Genomic DNA, 15,396 nt, shown 5'->3' on the forward strand with positions numbered 1-15,396 from the left:
CCGGGCCGATGCGGCCCCGCGCGCCGCCGGAGCGGGCGTCGTCGAGATGAGCGGCGACGATGTCGACCTGTTCGGTCGGATGCCCAACATGCCCGCATCGCGGCGATGTGCTCGACGAATCCGGCGCCTCGGCGGCCGCACGGACGCACCATCCCCCTGTTCATCGGCACGCTATGAACCGGCACTCCATCAAACGGGTAGCCCGCTCCATCTCACCCCTCCCGCCCGGAGCAGCAGGTCGAGCTGCTGGAAGCGCTCGCGAGCGAGCTCGAGCTGTCGAATCCAGAACGTCACGGTCCAGTCAGGCCCGGTATGGGCACCCTGACATCGGTAAAACCTTTGTGCACGAACACATTTGGATTGAATTCAGCAATGACGGTACATCCGAATATAGGGGGAAACCCCGATTGTAGCGTTTCGCGGTTCTGGATAGCTTCAGGAATTATGCTGGAAGACAACCTATTTCGCGCCCGATTGCTGCGAGCAGCGGGAATCTCGGGGTTGATCGCCGCCACCGTGGCGGTAGTTGTGATCGGATCCGTAGCAGGAGTCGGTATTGCCAGAACCGTACCGACAGAACTGCCCGTCTCCACTGCGCTGAACCGCTTCACCCAGCAACAGTTGGAATGGGGTTCGTGCGAAAGCGATCTGTTGGATCGAGCCGGCGCGCAATGCGCGCAGGTGACGGTGCCGCTCAACTATGCCGAGCCGCAAGGACGCACTATTTCCGTCGCGATATCCCGAATACGGGCGACTGATCCGAGCCACAGGCGAGGGATCTTGCTGTCGAATCCGGGAGGGCCCGGCGGCCGCGGCCTGGATTTGCCGGTGCGACTCGCCCGCGCCGCGCCGTCCTACCCTTGGGGGCTTTATGACCTGATCGGCATGGACCCTCGCGGTGTGGGTCGATCAACGCCGGTCCACTGCGGATGGCCGATCGGAGAATCGTTCCAGTCGGCGGGAGCGGGTTTGGGCAGTTTCGGTGAATCCGCTGCTACCCAAGCCGATTTGGCGGCGCGCTGCCTCGCCGCCGACAACGGTCTGTTGCCCCACATCACGACTCGCAATACAGCACGGGACATCGACCTCGTTCGCATGCTGCTCGGCGAAGACCGAATCAACTATTTCGGGATGTCCTACGGTACCTATCTGGGAGCCGTCTACACACAGATGTTTCCCGAGCGCACCGACCGGATGGTGCTCGACAGCGCGGTCGATCCGGCGCGCTACGGCAATGACGTAATGATCCAAGATCAGGGAGCGCCGTTGGAGGCAGCACTCGACGCATTGGCGGACTGGATCGCCGCCCGAGCCGAGCAGTATCGGCTGGGCGCTACTCGTTCCGATGTTCGCGCGGCGGTGTCCGGCCTGATCGAACAGGCGGCCCGGCAACCGATCCGGGTCGGCGCCTACAACGTCGATGATCATTGGCTACCGTCGGTGTTGTTCGGCTACCTGCACGACTCCCGCCGGTTCGACGACGCGGCGAACGCTCTTCGGCAGCTCATGGCCGCCGCCGCAGGACAGCCGGCCGAGCCCAGCGCCGACCTGGAGCAGACCCTGGGGGGATTGTTGACCCCAACAGCCGATGACGCGATCGCATCCGTGGAATCCTCGACCGCGGTGGTGTGCGGTGACGTCGAAGCGCAGCGCGACCCCGGATGGTACTGGCGCAATGTCGAATTCAGTCGCGTCGAACAGCCGGTATTCGGGCCACTGGTGAACAACATCTCCCCCTGTGCTTTCTGGCCCGCGCCCGTAGAACCACGCACCGACGTGCACAACGCCACTCCTGTGCTCATCGTGCAGGCCACAGGCGATCCGGTCGCGGCATACCAAGAAGGCGTCGGCCTGCACCGAGCCATGACCGCGTCACGGTTGGTGACGCTTCAGGACGTCATCGTGCACGGAGCATTCACCGTCCCGAGTAGCTGCGTGAGCCAGGCCGTCGAAACCTATCTCCGCGACGGCGGGCTGCCTGCGACCGATCTCGCCTGTCACGCCGACTGACATTCGATACGACCACCCAAATTTATGGGTTCCACCTGCGGAAATGCAGCTAGCAACCTCAAACCATCACATGGCGCCAGTGGCAGCTTGCGTACCCGATGGACAGCACCAATCGGTACCGATCCCCAGCCTCCCACACGCGGCAAGAAGAGACCGCGATCCACCCTGGAGGTGCTGGCCGCACCCGATACGATCCAAGGGTGAGCGCGACCGCTGACCATCTCTCGGCGCTGCGCATCGAGCGACAGGCCGTGCTCGATTACTGCGCCGACCTCACCGCCGCCGAATGGCACGCCGACAGCCTGGCCGCGGGCTGGAGTGTGAAAGACGTTGTCGCGCATATGGCCGCCGACCTGCGTACGGTCGTCACCCCGGCCGCGCTCGCGTTCATGGCCACCAAGGACGTGGAGAGCCTCAACGAGCGGGCCGTGGCGGCCTCGCGCCGGCGGCCACCGGCGCGAGTCCTCGAAGGCTTCGCGACCTGGACCCGAGTCGGCACGGCCGCCCTGACCGTCATGACCGCACCCGGTCTCGGCGGCGTCCGGCTGCGAGTCGGCGAGCTCGGCCGCTATCCGACGCGCCTCTTCCCGGCGATGTTCCTCTTCGACTGGCACACCCACCTGCGTCACGATATCGCCGCGGCGCTGGACCGTCCGCGCCCGCCGACCGACGAGCGGCGGGTGGCCTCGATCCTGGCCTGGTTGACCAGCCTGCTGGAGCAGTCGCACCGCGACCGCCTGGCCTGGCTCGACGCCCCCGTCGCCATGACCTTCACCGGCCCCGGCGGCGGCACCTGGCGCATCGACACCGACCAGGGCAGCCCCATCCGCGTGCGACGCGGCGGGACGGGGAACACCATTGCCCAAATCACCGGTCGCGCCGACGAATTCCCCCTCTGGGGCACGACCCGCGCCGCCTGGCGTGACTGCGACGTCTCGCTCACCGGCGACACCGAGCTCGGCGCTCGTCTGCTCGACGACATCAACCTCGTCTGAACCGACCAGCCGGTCACCTACCGCAATCCCCACTGGTTCGCGCGGATCCTGCGGGACAATTCTCGGGCAACCTCGCCCGCGGAATCGCGATCGAGACCGTGTGCGACCAGATCGGTGAAAGCCGGGGAACCATGCGCGTATTCGACCATCACGGCACCATCCGACTGTCCCTGATCGTTCTCCTGACCGGCCTGCTGATCGCCACCGCGGCCCCATCGACCGCCGGGCCCGACGACACCGGCCGGATCGACACCGGCACCTACACCTCGGGTGTACTGACTTACGGCTACGAGGCTTTCGTGCCCGGTGACCTGCCCGCGAACCCCGCGCTGGTGGTGATGATCCACGGGTGCAAGACCACCGCCGAACAGCAGCGGCGCGCCAATCTCCTGGATCCGATCGCTCGCCGCGACGGGTTCGTGGTCCTCTATGTCGACGGCAGCCCGCTCCATCTGCTGCAACAGCGATGCTGGTCGGGGCTGCTCGCGCCCGCGTCCGAGAGCCGGGCTTCCGGAGACGCCGCCGCGATCGCGGCGATGACCCGGCTCGCCATCGATCGCTACCACGTCGATTCCGATCGGGTCTACGCGGTGGGGATGTCCTCCGGGGCCTACGAGACCACGCTGCTGGGCGCGTATTTCCCGGACCTGTTCGCCGCCATCGGCGTGCACTCGGGTGCGGCGTTCGATCATGGCGCGCTCGGCTGCGTGGGCCCGTATCTGCCGACCGTTTCCACGGAACAACTGGCCGCACAGGCATTCTCCGCCGAGACCGGGTATCGCCGGGTGCTCCCGGTCATCGGATTCCACGGTGATGCCGACCTCGCGGTGCCGTACGAATGCGGGCGCGAGGTCATCGAGCAGTGGCGACAGACCGACAATCTGGTGCTCGCCGCGCAGGAGGCCCCGCAGCGGATTCCCCCGCGGCCGACCGGCATCGCCGAGGGTGTCGCCGACAGGCCCGAGGGTCTTTCCTACACCGTCGAGTCCTGGCGACAGCACGAATCGGACTGTCCCACACTCCAATTGTGGACGATCCACGGTATGGCGCACTACTGGTCGGGCGGTTCGGCCGATCCCGACGCCGCCGAGTTCACCGACGCCCGTGGCCCGAACGCCGCACAGGCGGCGTGGGAGTTCTTCTCCCGCATCCACCGCACCGACACAGGGTTCCGCTGCGAATGAGCCCCACCCGGATACCGTGATGCGTTGTGACAGTCGTCAGATCGCGCCGCGACTGAACCGGTAGGTGGCGTTGCTCGCGCTGGGAGCGGCGTTGTCGGCGCTCGGAGCGTCCGCGCCCGGGCCGGTGTACGAGTAGGAGCCGGATTCGTTGGTCCGGCACCGCAGCGTGACGGAGTAGGTGACGGGACCCGAGGCGGCGGGCTCGGTGGCGTCGATGACGGCGACGCCGGGCTCCGGTGAGGTGTAGGTATAGGTGCTGTCGTGCCAGACCCCGGTTCCGGCCACCAGGTATTGCAGGGAGCCCTGGCTGGGGAACCGAACGATGGCCATGGATTCGCCGTTGGCGGCGGCGGGGACGGGGCGTGAGCCGCCGTACAGGATCAGGTACTGGTTCGTGGTGTCGGCGGGGACGGTGCACGCAGCGGGATCCGCGTGTAGCGGACCGGTAGCGGGCAGAATCCACGCGAGAGCGGTGACGCCGAACGCGGCGACACGGAAGCCGGCCTGCATAGCTGCTCCTCTCCGTTGAATGACCGCACCGCACGACGGAACGACCGCACGGCGCGGAGGTGTCGAATCTCGTTCGGGGACAGTCCGTTCGGCTACGGGAAGCACCAGTTCAGGGTGGCCGATCCCGGCGTCGGGATGTGGACGCAGATGTTCACCCAGATGTAGGGGGCATCCACATTCTGCAGCGCCACGGGGCGGTCCACGGTCGATGCCGTGGTCTCACTCGCGGACGCGGGCGCGGCCGCCGCCAAGGCGACGAACGGGACGGCTACCGCGGCGACCACCGCTGAACGGGCGATTCCTGCAAGCATCTCATCAGCTCCTACGAATCGAGAACGATGATCACGAGCTCGGACTGAGTGCGACGAGGACCGACGCTAGGCTACCGAGGCGGTGATTTGCCACCTCTTTGCTACCGACTTGTCCGTTTCGTTATCGCCCATCTTTCCCACTCACCGACTCGGCCCGGCCCTGGAGCCACTTGCCGGGCCGGGCTCACCTGTGGTGATGCTCGGCGAACAAAACCCAGGCCGCCAGTGCGGCGAGAGCGAACAGCAGGATCGCGGTCCCGATGGCCACGGCGGGGCCGGAGTAGGTCGGAACCGTCTCCGATGCCATGACGGCCGCCACGCTGCCGAACGACATTCCGATCACCTCGTTCCTCGGCCGACTTCGCTTCCGAAGATCCATGATCCGCGCCGAATCCCCGACCGGCGCACATCTTTACGGGATGCTGACGGCCGCGTCCGTACGGGTGCGTGACATATCGCCGGAGGACGAAACCGCCGCGAACCCGGAGGGGCCGCGGCGGCTTCGTCGCAATACTCAGTTGGCGTCTTCCTTGCCTACGGACTCCTGGTAGAGGTCGGCGTAGGTTCGCGAATCCTTGATCAGGTCATCACAGAATGCCGCGACGTCGGAGCCGATGAGTTCGATGACTCCGGTGCCGGCCGCGGCGCCTTCCTCGAAGAAATCGAGGATTCCCGAGAGCAGACTGCCGCCGACCAGTTCGACCGGCCCGACCTTGAAGAAGTACTTCTGAATCTCCTTGTAGACGATCTGGTAGTCCGGTGGGAGCGCCTTGACCCGCGCCACCTGCGCTCGCCACTCCCGCTTACCTTCGATGATGTCGCGGATGCCCACGTTATCCTCCTAGCCGGCCGAGTTTCTTGGCGACGTTGTGGTTCAGCTGTTCGCGCCACTTGTCGCGAAAGCCCGTGGCTCCTTCCCCGCCGGCGATCGCCGCGCAGAAGCCCTTGATGTCGTCGCCGACCGCCTCATGCACGCTCTGACCATCGGCCGCCGTCTCTTCGAGCAGTCCCAGGGCGCCGTCGATGATCGGCATCAGGCTGCGGCCCGTGAAGTCCGAGTACGGGGAGAGCTGGATCTTGATCTCGTCCCACGCCGCTCGATACTCGGCCGGCAGCGCTTGGGCCCGAGCGTCGAAGGACTTGTATGCCCTGGTGAGATCACCGCCTGTGACCTTCTCCCAGAATTTCATCGTGCACTCCCCTTGAGCTCGTTGATGCGCGCCGAGACGTACTCCCACTTTCGCCAGAAGGTCATGAGTTCTTGACGTCCGGCGTCGTTGAGCGCGTAGAACTTTCGCGGCGGACCGACTTCGGAAGGGCGCTTAGCGACGTCGACCAGGCCGTTCTTCTCCAACCGCACCAGGATGGCGTACACCGTCCCTTCGATGACGTCCACGAAACCGAGTTCATTCAGCCGGCGCGTAATGGCGTAGCCGTAGGTCTCCTCGTTGCCGATGATCTCGAGGACGCACCCTTCGAGCGTCCCTTTCAGCATCTCGGTCAAGTTGTCCGTAGCCGCCTCCTTTCATCGGACCACGCTATTCAGTGGTAATGACTACCACTAGACTGTATCGCATAGTAGCGGTAGTCAGCAACACCTAGTAGCGCCGCGCGGCGGGACCGCACCGAGCCGGATCAGGTCGTGCAGTGCGGCCGGGGCGGAGGTAGCCGATGCTAGGACCCGGAACCGCCGGTACTCAGGAATTCGGTCAGGGCCGCCGCCACGGCGTCGGGATTCTCCAGTTGCGGGTAGTGCCCGGTGGCCGGCGGTTCGTCGAGCACGGTGATCGTCGCGTGCGGCAGCCGCTCGCGCAGCCGGGGCAGGACGTGGCCTCCGCTGACCGGGTCGGCGGGACCCCAGACGAACAGCATCGGTCCGGAGTACTGCTCGAGCGCTGTGCGCCACCGGTCCGCGTGCTCGCGGCGCTCGTCGATGTAGTGCAGCAGTCGATGCTGGACGCGTTTGCCCTCACCCATGGTCGTGGCCAGCCACATGTCGTGCAGCAGTTCATCATTCACCGGACGGCCGAGGATCTCCCGCAGGGACTTCCAGTACATCCGTTCGGTGGCCAGGTGCTGGACGAGGGCGCCGAGCGGACTGTGCAGCAGCTTCTGTACCCGAGTGGGCCGGTGCAGGTCCGGATACAGCCCGCCGTTGAGGAAGGCGGCCGCGGTGATTCGGCTCGCGTCGCGGTGCAGCAGTTCCTGCGCGACCGATACCCCGTAATCGTGCGCCACCAGCGCGGTCGACCCGATCCCGAGCCGCTGCCACAGCGCCTCCACGATCGACGCCTGCTCGGTGATCCGGTAATCGTGTCGCACCGGTTTCGCACTGGCCCCGAACCCGAGCAGGTCGAGTGTGGTTACCCGGCAACCGGATTCGACCAGCGGCGGCACGATCGGGGCCCAATCGTGCGACGAGGTGGGGAAGCCGTGCAGCAGGGTGACCGGACGGCCGTCGACCGGTCCGTCCTGCCGGTGGAAGATGTCGTGCCCGCTGATTCCACCGGCGATCCATTCATCGAGTCCGAGTTGCATCGCGGGTCCTCCCGGTCTGGGGCGCAACGGCAAGCGCAACCGTCCCAGTCTGCCCCAAATACTCGGCAGACAGGCTCGGCCCGCGGAAGGTTCGCGTCAGGAACTCATCCGAACAGGGCGGGTGGCAATCGAACAGTTCTCGCGTCGCCCCTGATAGCGCTCACCGCCCCGACCTGGGGGCCGATCCTGCTCCTCACCGAACTCGGCGGAGCCCTCGCGGTCACCCCTGACACCGCTCGAAGCGCCCGAGACCCGGAATGCGGTGACGTGGATCCCATGTGCCGCGATCGGTCTACCAGGTCATAGAAGCATTGCCTGCCGTGCGCCGCGCTTATTACAGTCAGACTGCAATAAGAAATCAACGGAAGGCTCTGACCATGGATTTCCCGATCATCAACCTCGGCTCCGCGACGCCGGATCTCGCCACCGAGGTCACCCAGCCGGCGGCGAACGCCACCTACCTCCCGCAGTCCTGGGGCTCGATGTAAGCCGAATCGATATCGCGAGCCGTCCACATCCGCGGCTCGATCCATGAAAGCCTCTAGTAGCTGGGAGATAGCCATGGCATTGGGGACGGGAGTGGACATGCGGGACCCCGCACAGAGCCGGTCCACCGCGGCCGAGATGTGGGGAAAGTTCCGGGCGCTGGGCGGACCGCAACATCTGCTCGACGGAGCGGCCCCCGCGATCGGGTTCCTCGCCGGGTACACCGTGGTGAACGCCAAGATCGGGGTGCTGGTCGCGCTCGGGGTCGCCGGACTGATCTCGCTGTATCGCTTGATGAAAGGCGATTCGGTGAAGGTGGTGTCGGCTTCGCTGGCCGCGGTCGTGGTGTTCTCGCTGTTCGTGGGCATCACCGGTGAGGGGCGCGGGTTCTACCTGCCGGACCTCATCATCTGCGCGGTGTGCACGGCGGCTTTCGGGATCACCCTGCTCAGCGGCCGCCCGCTCAGCCATTGGGCCTGCCGCGAACTCGGATTGGAACGCACGTACGCGGCCGACCCGCAGGAGCGGATTCGCTTGCACCACAAGGTGTCACTGGCCTGGTTCGGCTTCTGGGCGGCGCACCTGCTGATCATGGTGCCGCTGTATCTCGCGAACAAGGTCGTGCTGCTGGGCACGGTGGCGCTGGTGCTGGGCAAACCGGCGCTGGTGGTCATGCTCGCCGTCACCTGGCTATGGGTCCGACCGGCCCGGTCTCCCGGCAGAGAAATGTCGATCGCCGGAACCCCGGTGGAACAGGAGGCATGGAGTGAGCACGCAGTCCGACCCCAGTCAGTACATTCTCGATCAGCAACAGCGGGCCGCCGCCGGGCTGCCGTTCGGTGACACCACCGATCAGCAGGACGCGGACCGTGGATTCATCGCCGCGCTCGAGCCCGGCGTGGTCAAGGACGCCGGCGGGAACGTGGTGTGGGACAACGACTCCTACGGGTTCCTGAACGGGGCGTGCCCGGCGTCGGTGCACCCCAGCCTGTGGCGGCAGTCCGGGCTGAACATCCGTCAGGGCCTGTACGAGGTGACCGAGGGGATCTATCAGATCCGCGGACTCGACCTGTCCAACATGACCCTGATCGAAGGCAAGACGGGCGTGATCGTGATCGACCCGCTCATCTCCGCCGAGACCGCGCGGGCCGGGCTCGAGCTGTACCGCGCCCACCGCGGCGACAAGCCGGTGACCGCGTTGATCTACACGCACTCCCACGTCGACCACTTCGGCGGCGCGCTGGGCGTGACCACCCAGGAGGACGTGGACGCGGGCCGCTGCCCGGTCATCGCCCCCGCGGGATTTCTCGAACACGCGGTGGCCGAGAACGTCTACGCCGGAACCGCCATGGGCCGCCGGGCCGCCTACATGTACGGTGCGGCCCTGCCCCGCGGACCCAAGGGCCAGGTGGGCGCGGGCCTCGGGCAGACGACCTCGATCGGCACCGTCACGCTCATCGCGCCGACCCACGACATCACCGAGACCGGTCAGGAGATGACCGTCGACGGGGTGCGCATCGTCTTCCAGATCACGCCCGGCACCGAAGCGCCGTCGGAGATGAACTTCTACTTCCCCGACCACCGCGCACTGTGCATGGCGGAGAACGCCACCCACACGCTGCACAACCTGCTGACCCTGCGCGGCGCGCTGGTGCGCGACCCGCACGTGTGGTCGCAGTACCTGACCGAGTCGATCAATCTGTTCGGCTACGAGTCCGATGTCGTGTTCGCCTCCCACCACTGGCCGACCTGGGACACCGAGCGCCTGGTGGAATACCTTGCGCAGCAACGGGACCTGTACGCCTACCTGCACGACCAGACGCTGCGCCGGTTGAACCAGGGCTATGTCGGCAGTGAGATCGCCGAGACCATCGAACTGCCGCCCGCCATCGCCGGGTCCTGGCACTCGCACGGCTACTACGGTTCGGTCAGCCACAATGTGAAGGCCATCTACCAGCGCTACATGGGCTGGTTCGACGGCAATCCGGCACACCTGTGGGAGTACCCGCCGGTCGAATCCGCCACCCGGCACGTGGAATTCATGGGCGGCGCGGACGAGGCGCTGCGCAAGGCGCGGGTGGCCTTCGACAACGGCGACTACCGCTGGGTCGCCCAGGTGGTCAACTACGTCATCTTCGCCGACCCGTCCAACGAGGCGGCGAAGACATTGCTGGCCACCACCTATGAGCAGCTCGGCTACGGCGCCGAGAACGCCACCTGGCGCAATTTCTTCCTGATGGGCGCCTACGAGCTGCGCAACGGCAATATCGGCACGCCCACCCAGACCAACTCGCCGACCATGATGGCGGCCTTGACCATCGACCAGGTCTTCGACGCCCTGTCCCTGCGCTTGGACGGTCCGAAGGCCTGGCACGAAAAGGCGATCAGCGACTGGGTTTTCACCGATGAGAAGCGCACCCACCGCCTCGAACTGCGCAACGGCGTGCTCATCCACTTCGACCGCCGCGACGGCGACAAGCTGCCGCCCGCCGAGGTGACCTTCACCCTCACCCGCGCCACCCTGATCGGCGTCCTGCTCGCGGGTCAGGATCTGAACGCCGCGCTGCAGTCCGGCGCCATCACCATCGACGGCGACGCCCAGAGCTTCGTCAAGCTGACGGCCCTGTTCGACCAGCCCAACCCCGATTTCGCCATCGTCACCCCCGACTAGCGGGCCGGTCCCATCCCGGGGCGAGCATCGCTCTCCCCGGGATGCGACCATGTTTATATGTAACTGCCAGTAGCGGAAACATTGGACTTGTGACACGCTGTTCTGCAACGCAGCGACGACGAAAGGTGCAGGTCAATGGCGACCGATGGATCCGCGGGGCGATTCACCGCTTTTCGACGTGACGACCTGGTGTTCCCGGTGATCGATTCCGGGCCGATCACCGGCGACCCGGTCCTGCTGCTGCACGGCTGGCCGCAGGACTCGCGCAGCTGGCATGAGGTGGCGGAGCTGCTCAATCAGGCCGGCTTCCGAACCTTCGCGCCGGACCTGCGCGGCGCGAGCCGCACCGCGGCCCCGCGCTGGCGCTGGCAGTATCGGCTCGACGAGCTGGCGGCGGACGTGCTGTCGATGCTCGACCAGATCGGGCGTCCCGTGCACGTCGTCGGGCACGATTGGGGTGCGGCCGCGGCCTGGGCCGCGGCGATCTCGGGGTCCGAGCGGCTGCGGTCGCTGGCCGCATTGTCGGTACCGCATCCGGGCGCGTTCGCTCAGGCCATTCTCACCACCCGCCAAGGGCCGGCTTCCTGGTACATGTACTTCTTCCAGCTGCCGGTGATCCCCGAAATCTTGCTCCGCACCGGGTTTTTCGAGAAGTTGCTGCGCCGAACGGGCCAGACCGCGCAGGTCAGCGAACGCGATGCCGCGCGGGTACGCGATCGTGTGATCGCCCGCGGCGGGCTGCACTGGTATCGCGGCATGCTGTTCTCCTCGCCGCGCTTCCTGCGCGGCCGAGTCGATGTGCCGACGCTCCAGGTGTGGAGCGACGGCGACACCGCGGTCCTCGACAGCGGCATCGAACTGACGCACCGTTTCGCCGACGGCCCGTTCCGAGTCGAAGTGCTTCCGCACGTATCGCATTGGATCCCCGACGAAGCGCCCGACTCGGTGGCCCGGCTGCTCATCGAGCATTTCGGCGCGAGCGGACCGGGCGAGCAGCCGTGAGCCCGTAGGGTGGGGTGAGTAGTTGTCGGCCCGAGTCAGTCGGATTCGGTGACCCGGCGCCAATGGCGGGATGTATTCCGATGGGCCCTGCACGACAGACCACCCTCCAGCACGAGCAGAGCGGCTTCAGCGCCGCGCGGGAGGCGGAGCGGGCCGCCGAAGAGGAGCGGAACGCCCTGGCGGCCCACACCGTCGCGGGCCACGCGCTCGATGCCGACGACTGCGCGTATCTACTCCAGATGCTCGGTTTGACCGTGACCGCCGCGTCCGACACGCTAGGATCTGGCGACCCCATACCGGACATAGCACGCTGACCGTACGAAATGCCGAGGACCATGAGCCGCTTTCTTTCCGCCGTCGCAATGGTCTTCGGAGGGGCGGCGTTAGTGAGCGGCCTCACCGCGCCGGTCGCCGGGGCGGACACCGATCCGGCGCAGGCGCAAGGCAAGTCGCTGGTGGTCATGGGCGATTCGAACACCGCCAATGCCACCTGGTCCACCATGCAGCCGCAGCCGACCGGCGTGGCCTGCCCGCATCTGCCCACATCCTGGCCGACCCAGCTGGCGGACCGGATGGGATTGTCGGCGACCAAGGATGTCGAGGACGTGTCCTGCGTCGGCGCGTACATGTGGCGCCACGGTGAGGACCGTTTCTGGACGGCCTTGACCGAGGCGCGGCAGGCGGCCGCCAACGGCGCGTTCGGACCGCGGACGAAGGCGGTGCTGCTCCAGTTCGGTTTGAACGACGCCTGGGGCGCCGACCATGTGGCCCAGAACGAGCTGGTGCCGTGCCTGCTCGACGTACTGCGCGGATGCAGCACGGCCGACGCGGCCACCAACGCCAATCCGCCCGCGCTGCTCACCGGTCAGGACTACGTCGACCACCTGCGCGACATCATCACCTACATCCGCTACTACGCGCCGAACGCGCGCATCGTCCTGGTCGGCTACCAGGAACTGCACACTCCTGGCAGCGACGCGATCTGCATGGGCGTCCTGGGCGTCCCGGTCGGCCTGCCGCACGCGGGCGCGGTCACCGACGTCTTCGACAGCATCCGCCGGGCCCCGCGCGACGCCGCCGCCGCGCTCGGCGTGGAGTACTTCGACGCCGCCGCGGTCACCGCGGGCCACGGCCTGTGCTCTCCCGATCCCTGGCTGAACGGAATCTTCACCCCGGGCCCGGACTGGTACGGACAGCCCGGTCACCCGACCGTGCAGGGCGACGCCGCCGTCGCGCAGGGCTTGCACCAGTTCTTGTCCGAACCCGCCGCCGCCCCGGCTCGCTGAACGGATCTCCGGCCGTCCGACGGCCCCGATGACGAAGGCTCCCAACCGAATCCGGAATTCGGGTGGGAGCCTGTTCGCGTACCCGGAGGGTCCTAGGGCACGACGATGTCGATATTCGCCGGGATATTGGCGCGGTCGGTGCGGATGGTCAGGTGGACCCGGCCGGGACCGGTGTTGACCGGGAAGATGGCCGGATAGGTGCTGCTCTGCCCCGCCGCGATGAAGCGGGTGACACTGCCCTGCTGGCCGGTGTCGGCGTTGTTCCAGTCGACGATGGCGTTGACGTCGCAGGCCAGCAGTTGCGCGGCCCAGTTGCCGAGCGGCGAGAAGCCCTGACTGATGCGCAGGATCACCGAGTGCGAGGTGCCGGGCGCCTCGGAGTACTGGTAGAGCGGGCCGTCGAAAGCCGTACCGCCGGTGGAGAACATGCCCGCGCACACCCCGTTGCCGAGGGTGAAGACCGGGCTCATGTTGAAGCTGCTCTGCGCGCAGGAGCGCGGTTCGGTGTTCGACCAGCCCAGTTGACAGGGGCTGCCGTTGGGTTCGGCGCCGGCCGGTGCGGCGGTGACCGCGACGCCCGCTCCGAGGATGGCAACGGCGGTCAAGCTATTGATCGTTCGTTTCATCATCGGCCAATCCTCACAGCCGACACCGGGGCGATGTCAACCATGTCCGGGGCGTGTCCCCGTTCGAATCTCGCGAAAGTTCCGGAGCCAAGGATGTTTTCACGCTGGCCAGAACACCTGTCAATACCTATACCCCCAATAGGTATGAGAAGTGTCACAGTGCTCCAGGCTGTTTTCGCATACCCCATGGGGGTACCAATGGACGGGTTGGAACTGCCCGTGGCCACCCCGGCCCCGAAACCTCTGCCAGGGAGTGATTCCTATGTCCACCCACACCTCCGCGCCGCCCCCGTCGCGGCGCTGGATCGCCTTGGGGCTCATCGCCCTCGCCCAGTTCATCGTCATCATGGACACCTCGATCATCGGCGTCGCACTGCCGGAAATGCAGGACGCGCTGGGCTTCTCGCAGGAGAACCTGTCCTGGGTCTTCAATGCCTACGTGGTCGTCTTCGGCGGCCTGCTGCTGCTCGGCGGCAAATTGTCCGACATCGTCGGCGCACGGCGGATCTTCCAGACCGGATGGGGCATCCTCGCGGTCGGCTCGCTGGTCGCCGGCCTCGCTGGAAACACCGCGGTGGAACTGATCGGACGCGGTGTCCAGGGCGCGGGCGCGGCCCTCATCGCACCCTCCGCCCTGACCCTGCTGATGATGCTGTTCGGCGGCAATCCCGGCGAGCTGACCAAGGCCTTCGCCGTCTACGGAGCCGCGGCGCCCGCCGGCGGGACCGCCGGAGTGTTCCTCGGTGGCCTGATCACCCAATATGCCTCGTGGCCTTGGGTTTTCTACATCAATATCCCGATCGCGCTGGTAGCGTTGCTGGCCGCACCGGCCCTGGTGCCCGATGGCGCGATGGCCCCGCACGCGTCGGTGGATCTGCTCGGCGCGGCGACCGCCACCCTCGGCCTCGGCGCCGCCGTCTTCGCCGTGGTGCGCGGGGACTGGTCCGCCACCTCCACCTGGGTGGTGCTGGCCGCGGCCCTCGCCCTGCTCGGCGCGTTCATCGCGATCCAGGCCCGCCGCCGCGAACCGCTCATGCCGCTGAGCATCTTCCGCGCACCCGACCTCGGCGCGGCCAACCTCGCCCAGGTGCTGCTGGGCGCGGCGTGGGTGCCGATGTGGTTCTTCCTGAACCTGTATCTACAGCAGGTCCTGGGCTATTCGGCGTTCCCGTCGGGTGCGGCGCTGCTGCCCATGACCGCGCTCATCATGGTCGGCATGATCGCCATCTCGCCGAAACTGTTCGCGCGCTTCGGCGCTCGCACCATGACGGTCGCCGGCCTGGTCATCCTGGCCGCCGGACTGGCGTGGCTGTCGTTCATCCGCCCCGACGGCACCTTCTGGATCGACGTGCTGCCCGGTTCGCTGGTGGCGGCGCTGGGCATGTCGCTGGCCTTCATTCCCACTCTGCAGACGGCGATTTCGGCCGCGCCGCCGCAGGAGGGCGGCCTCGCCTCGGGCATCGTGAACACCGGCTACCAGATCGGTTCGGCCCTGGGCCTGGCCGCGGTCACCGCCATCGCGGCGAACGCGGGCGCCGACCGGCTCGGTGACACCGGCGCCCTGACCGACGGGTTCTCGGCCGCGTTCGTCGCCGCCGGAATCATCGCCGTCGGCGCGGCGGCGCTCGCGCTGGCGACCTTCCGGTCCCCGGCCCGGCATGACCAGGAGGTCTCGGCTGCCGCCTGACGTCCGAACAGCCGCGACCGAATTGGCAATGGCTCGGTGAGATTCTTCCACCGAGCCATTCGGTCATCGCGTTCTTCGGTGACGCGGACG

Annotated in this window: 17 protein-coding genes; 9 read left to right on the forward strand and 8 right to left on the reverse strand. The window is 67.0% G+C overall.

Annotated elements, in window-relative coordinates:
* The first annotated feature begins 444 nt into the window (after positions 1-444).
* The 3 genes from ABZ412_RS13355 (at position 445) to ABZ412_RS13365 (ending at position 4,189) form a co-directional block, all read left to right on the forward strand.
* On the forward strand, positions 445-2,010 hold the full coding sequence (locus ABZ412_RS13355) for an alpha/beta hydrolase (RefSeq protein WP_357280133.1): 1,566 nt from the start codon (positions 445-447) through the stop codon (positions 2,008-2,010).
* Positions 2,011-2,210: 200 nt separating this feature from the next.
* Entirely contained in the window at positions 2,211-3,005 is a 795-nt protein-coding gene (locus ABZ412_RS13360; RefSeq protein WP_357280135.1) for a maleylpyruvate isomerase family mycothiol-dependent enzyme, read from the forward strand.
* A 131-nt stretch (positions 3,006-3,136) separates the two neighbouring features.
* Complete coding sequence (locus ABZ412_RS13365; protein ID WP_357280137.1) at positions 3,137-4,189, forward strand: PHB depolymerase family esterase; 1,053 nt, start codon at positions 3,137-3,139, stop codon at positions 4,187-4,189.
* A gap of 36 nt (positions 4,190-4,225) precedes the next feature.
* Here the strand turns inward: ABZ412_RS13365 and ABZ412_RS13370 are convergent, their stop codons facing one another.
* The 7 genes from ABZ412_RS13370 to ABZ412_RS13400 all read right to left on the reverse strand — a co-directional run bounded on the left by ABZ412_RS13370 (position 4,226) and on the right by ABZ412_RS13400 (position 7,548).
* Positions 4,226-4,699: a hypothetical protein gene (locus tag ABZ412_RS13370; protein WP_357280139.1), complete on the reverse strand. Its 474-nt coding sequence runs from the start codon at positions 4,697-4,699 to the stop codon at positions 4,226-4,228.
* Between the two features lie 92 nt (positions 4,700-4,791).
* Complete coding sequence (locus ABZ412_RS13375) at positions 4,792-5,010, reverse strand: hypothetical protein (protein WP_357280141.1); 219 nt, start codon at positions 5,008-5,010, stop codon at positions 4,792-4,794.
* Between the two features lie 184 nt (positions 5,011-5,194).
* Positions 5,195-5,344 (reverse strand): hypothetical protein, encoded by a 150-nt coding sequence (locus tag ABZ412_RS13380; RefSeq protein WP_357280143.1) that lies wholly within the window; start codon positions 5,342-5,344, stop codon positions 5,195-5,197.
* Positions 5,345-5,524: 180 nt separating this feature from the next.
* Positions 5,525-5,842 carry a DUF1048 domain-containing protein gene (locus ABZ412_RS13385; protein WP_357280145.1) on the reverse strand — a complete coding sequence of 106 codons (318 nt, stop codon included), beginning with the start codon at positions 5,840-5,842 and terminating at the stop codon, positions 5,525-5,527.
* Position 5,843: 1 nt separating this feature from the next.
* A complete protein-coding gene (locus ABZ412_RS13390; RefSeq protein ID WP_357280147.1) occupies positions 5,844-6,200 on the reverse strand; it encodes a DUF1048 domain-containing protein in 357 nt (118 codons plus the stop codon).
* Entirely contained in the window at positions 6,197-6,505 is a 309-nt protein-coding gene (locus ABZ412_RS13395) for a PadR family transcriptional regulator (RefSeq protein ID WP_357280149.1), read from the reverse strand. The genes ABZ412_RS13390 and ABZ412_RS13395 overlap by 4 nt, the downstream gene beginning before the upstream one ends.
* A gap of 179 nt (positions 6,506-6,684) precedes the next feature.
* The gene (locus ABZ412_RS13400) at positions 6,685-7,548 is read right to left on the reverse strand and encodes an alpha/beta hydrolase (protein WP_357280151.1); all 864 of its coding nucleotides are present in this window, start codon (positions 7,546-7,548) and stop codon (positions 6,685-6,687) included.
* A gap of 561 nt (positions 7,549-8,109) precedes the next feature.
* Between ABZ412_RS13400 and ABZ412_RS13405 the strand changes: the two genes are divergently transcribed.
* The 5 genes from ABZ412_RS13405 to ABZ412_RS13425 all read left to right on the forward strand — a co-directional run bounded on the left by ABZ412_RS13405 (position 8,110) and on the right by ABZ412_RS13425 (position 12,993).
* Entirely contained in the window at positions 8,110-8,877 is a 768-nt protein-coding gene (locus ABZ412_RS13405) for a DUF3159 domain-containing protein (RefSeq protein WP_357280153.1), read from the forward strand.
* Positions 8,801-10,705 (forward strand): alkyl sulfatase dimerization domain-containing protein, encoded by a 1,905-nt coding sequence (locus tag ABZ412_RS13410; protein WP_357280155.1) that lies wholly within the window; start codon positions 8,801-8,803, stop codon positions 10,703-10,705. Before ABZ412_RS13405 ends, ABZ412_RS13410 begins: the two co-directional genes overlap by 77 nt.
* Before the next feature lie 135 nt (positions 10,706-10,840).
* Positions 10,841-11,707: an alpha/beta fold hydrolase gene (locus ABZ412_RS13415; protein ID WP_357280157.1), complete on the forward strand. Its 867-nt coding sequence runs from the start codon at positions 10,841-10,843 to the stop codon at positions 11,705-11,707.
* 80 nt (positions 11,708-11,787) lie between these two features.
* Complete coding sequence (locus tag ABZ412_RS13420; RefSeq protein WP_357280159.1) at positions 11,788-12,021, forward strand: hypothetical protein; 234 nt, start codon at positions 11,788-11,790, stop codon at positions 12,019-12,021.
* A gap of 72 nt (positions 12,022-12,093) precedes the next feature.
* Positions 12,094-12,993, forward strand: a complete 900-nt coding sequence (locus ABZ412_RS13425; protein WP_357280161.1) for an SGNH/GDSL hydrolase family protein — start codon at positions 12,094-12,096, stop codon at positions 12,991-12,993.
* 92 nt (positions 12,994-13,085) lie between these two features.
* Here the strand turns inward: ABZ412_RS13425 and ABZ412_RS13430 are convergent, their stop codons facing one another.
* Complete coding sequence (locus ABZ412_RS13430) at positions 13,086-13,622, reverse strand: hypothetical protein (protein ID WP_357280163.1); 537 nt, start codon at positions 13,620-13,622, stop codon at positions 13,086-13,088.
* 259 nt (positions 13,623-13,881) lie between these two features.
* On the opposite strand from ABZ412_RS13430, the gene ABZ412_RS13435 reads away from it, so the two are divergent.
* Positions 13,882-15,306: an MFS transporter gene (locus tag ABZ412_RS13435; protein ID WP_357280165.1), complete on the forward strand. Its 1,425-nt coding sequence runs from the start codon at positions 13,882-13,884 to the stop codon at positions 15,304-15,306.
* Positions 15,307-15,396: the final 90 nt, after the last annotated feature.

The organism is Nocardia sp. NPDC005746 (assembly GCF_040630785.1).
In the GTDB taxonomy this organism is placed as follows: Bacteria; Actinomycetota; Actinomycetes; order Mycobacteriales; family Mycobacteriaceae; genus Nocardia.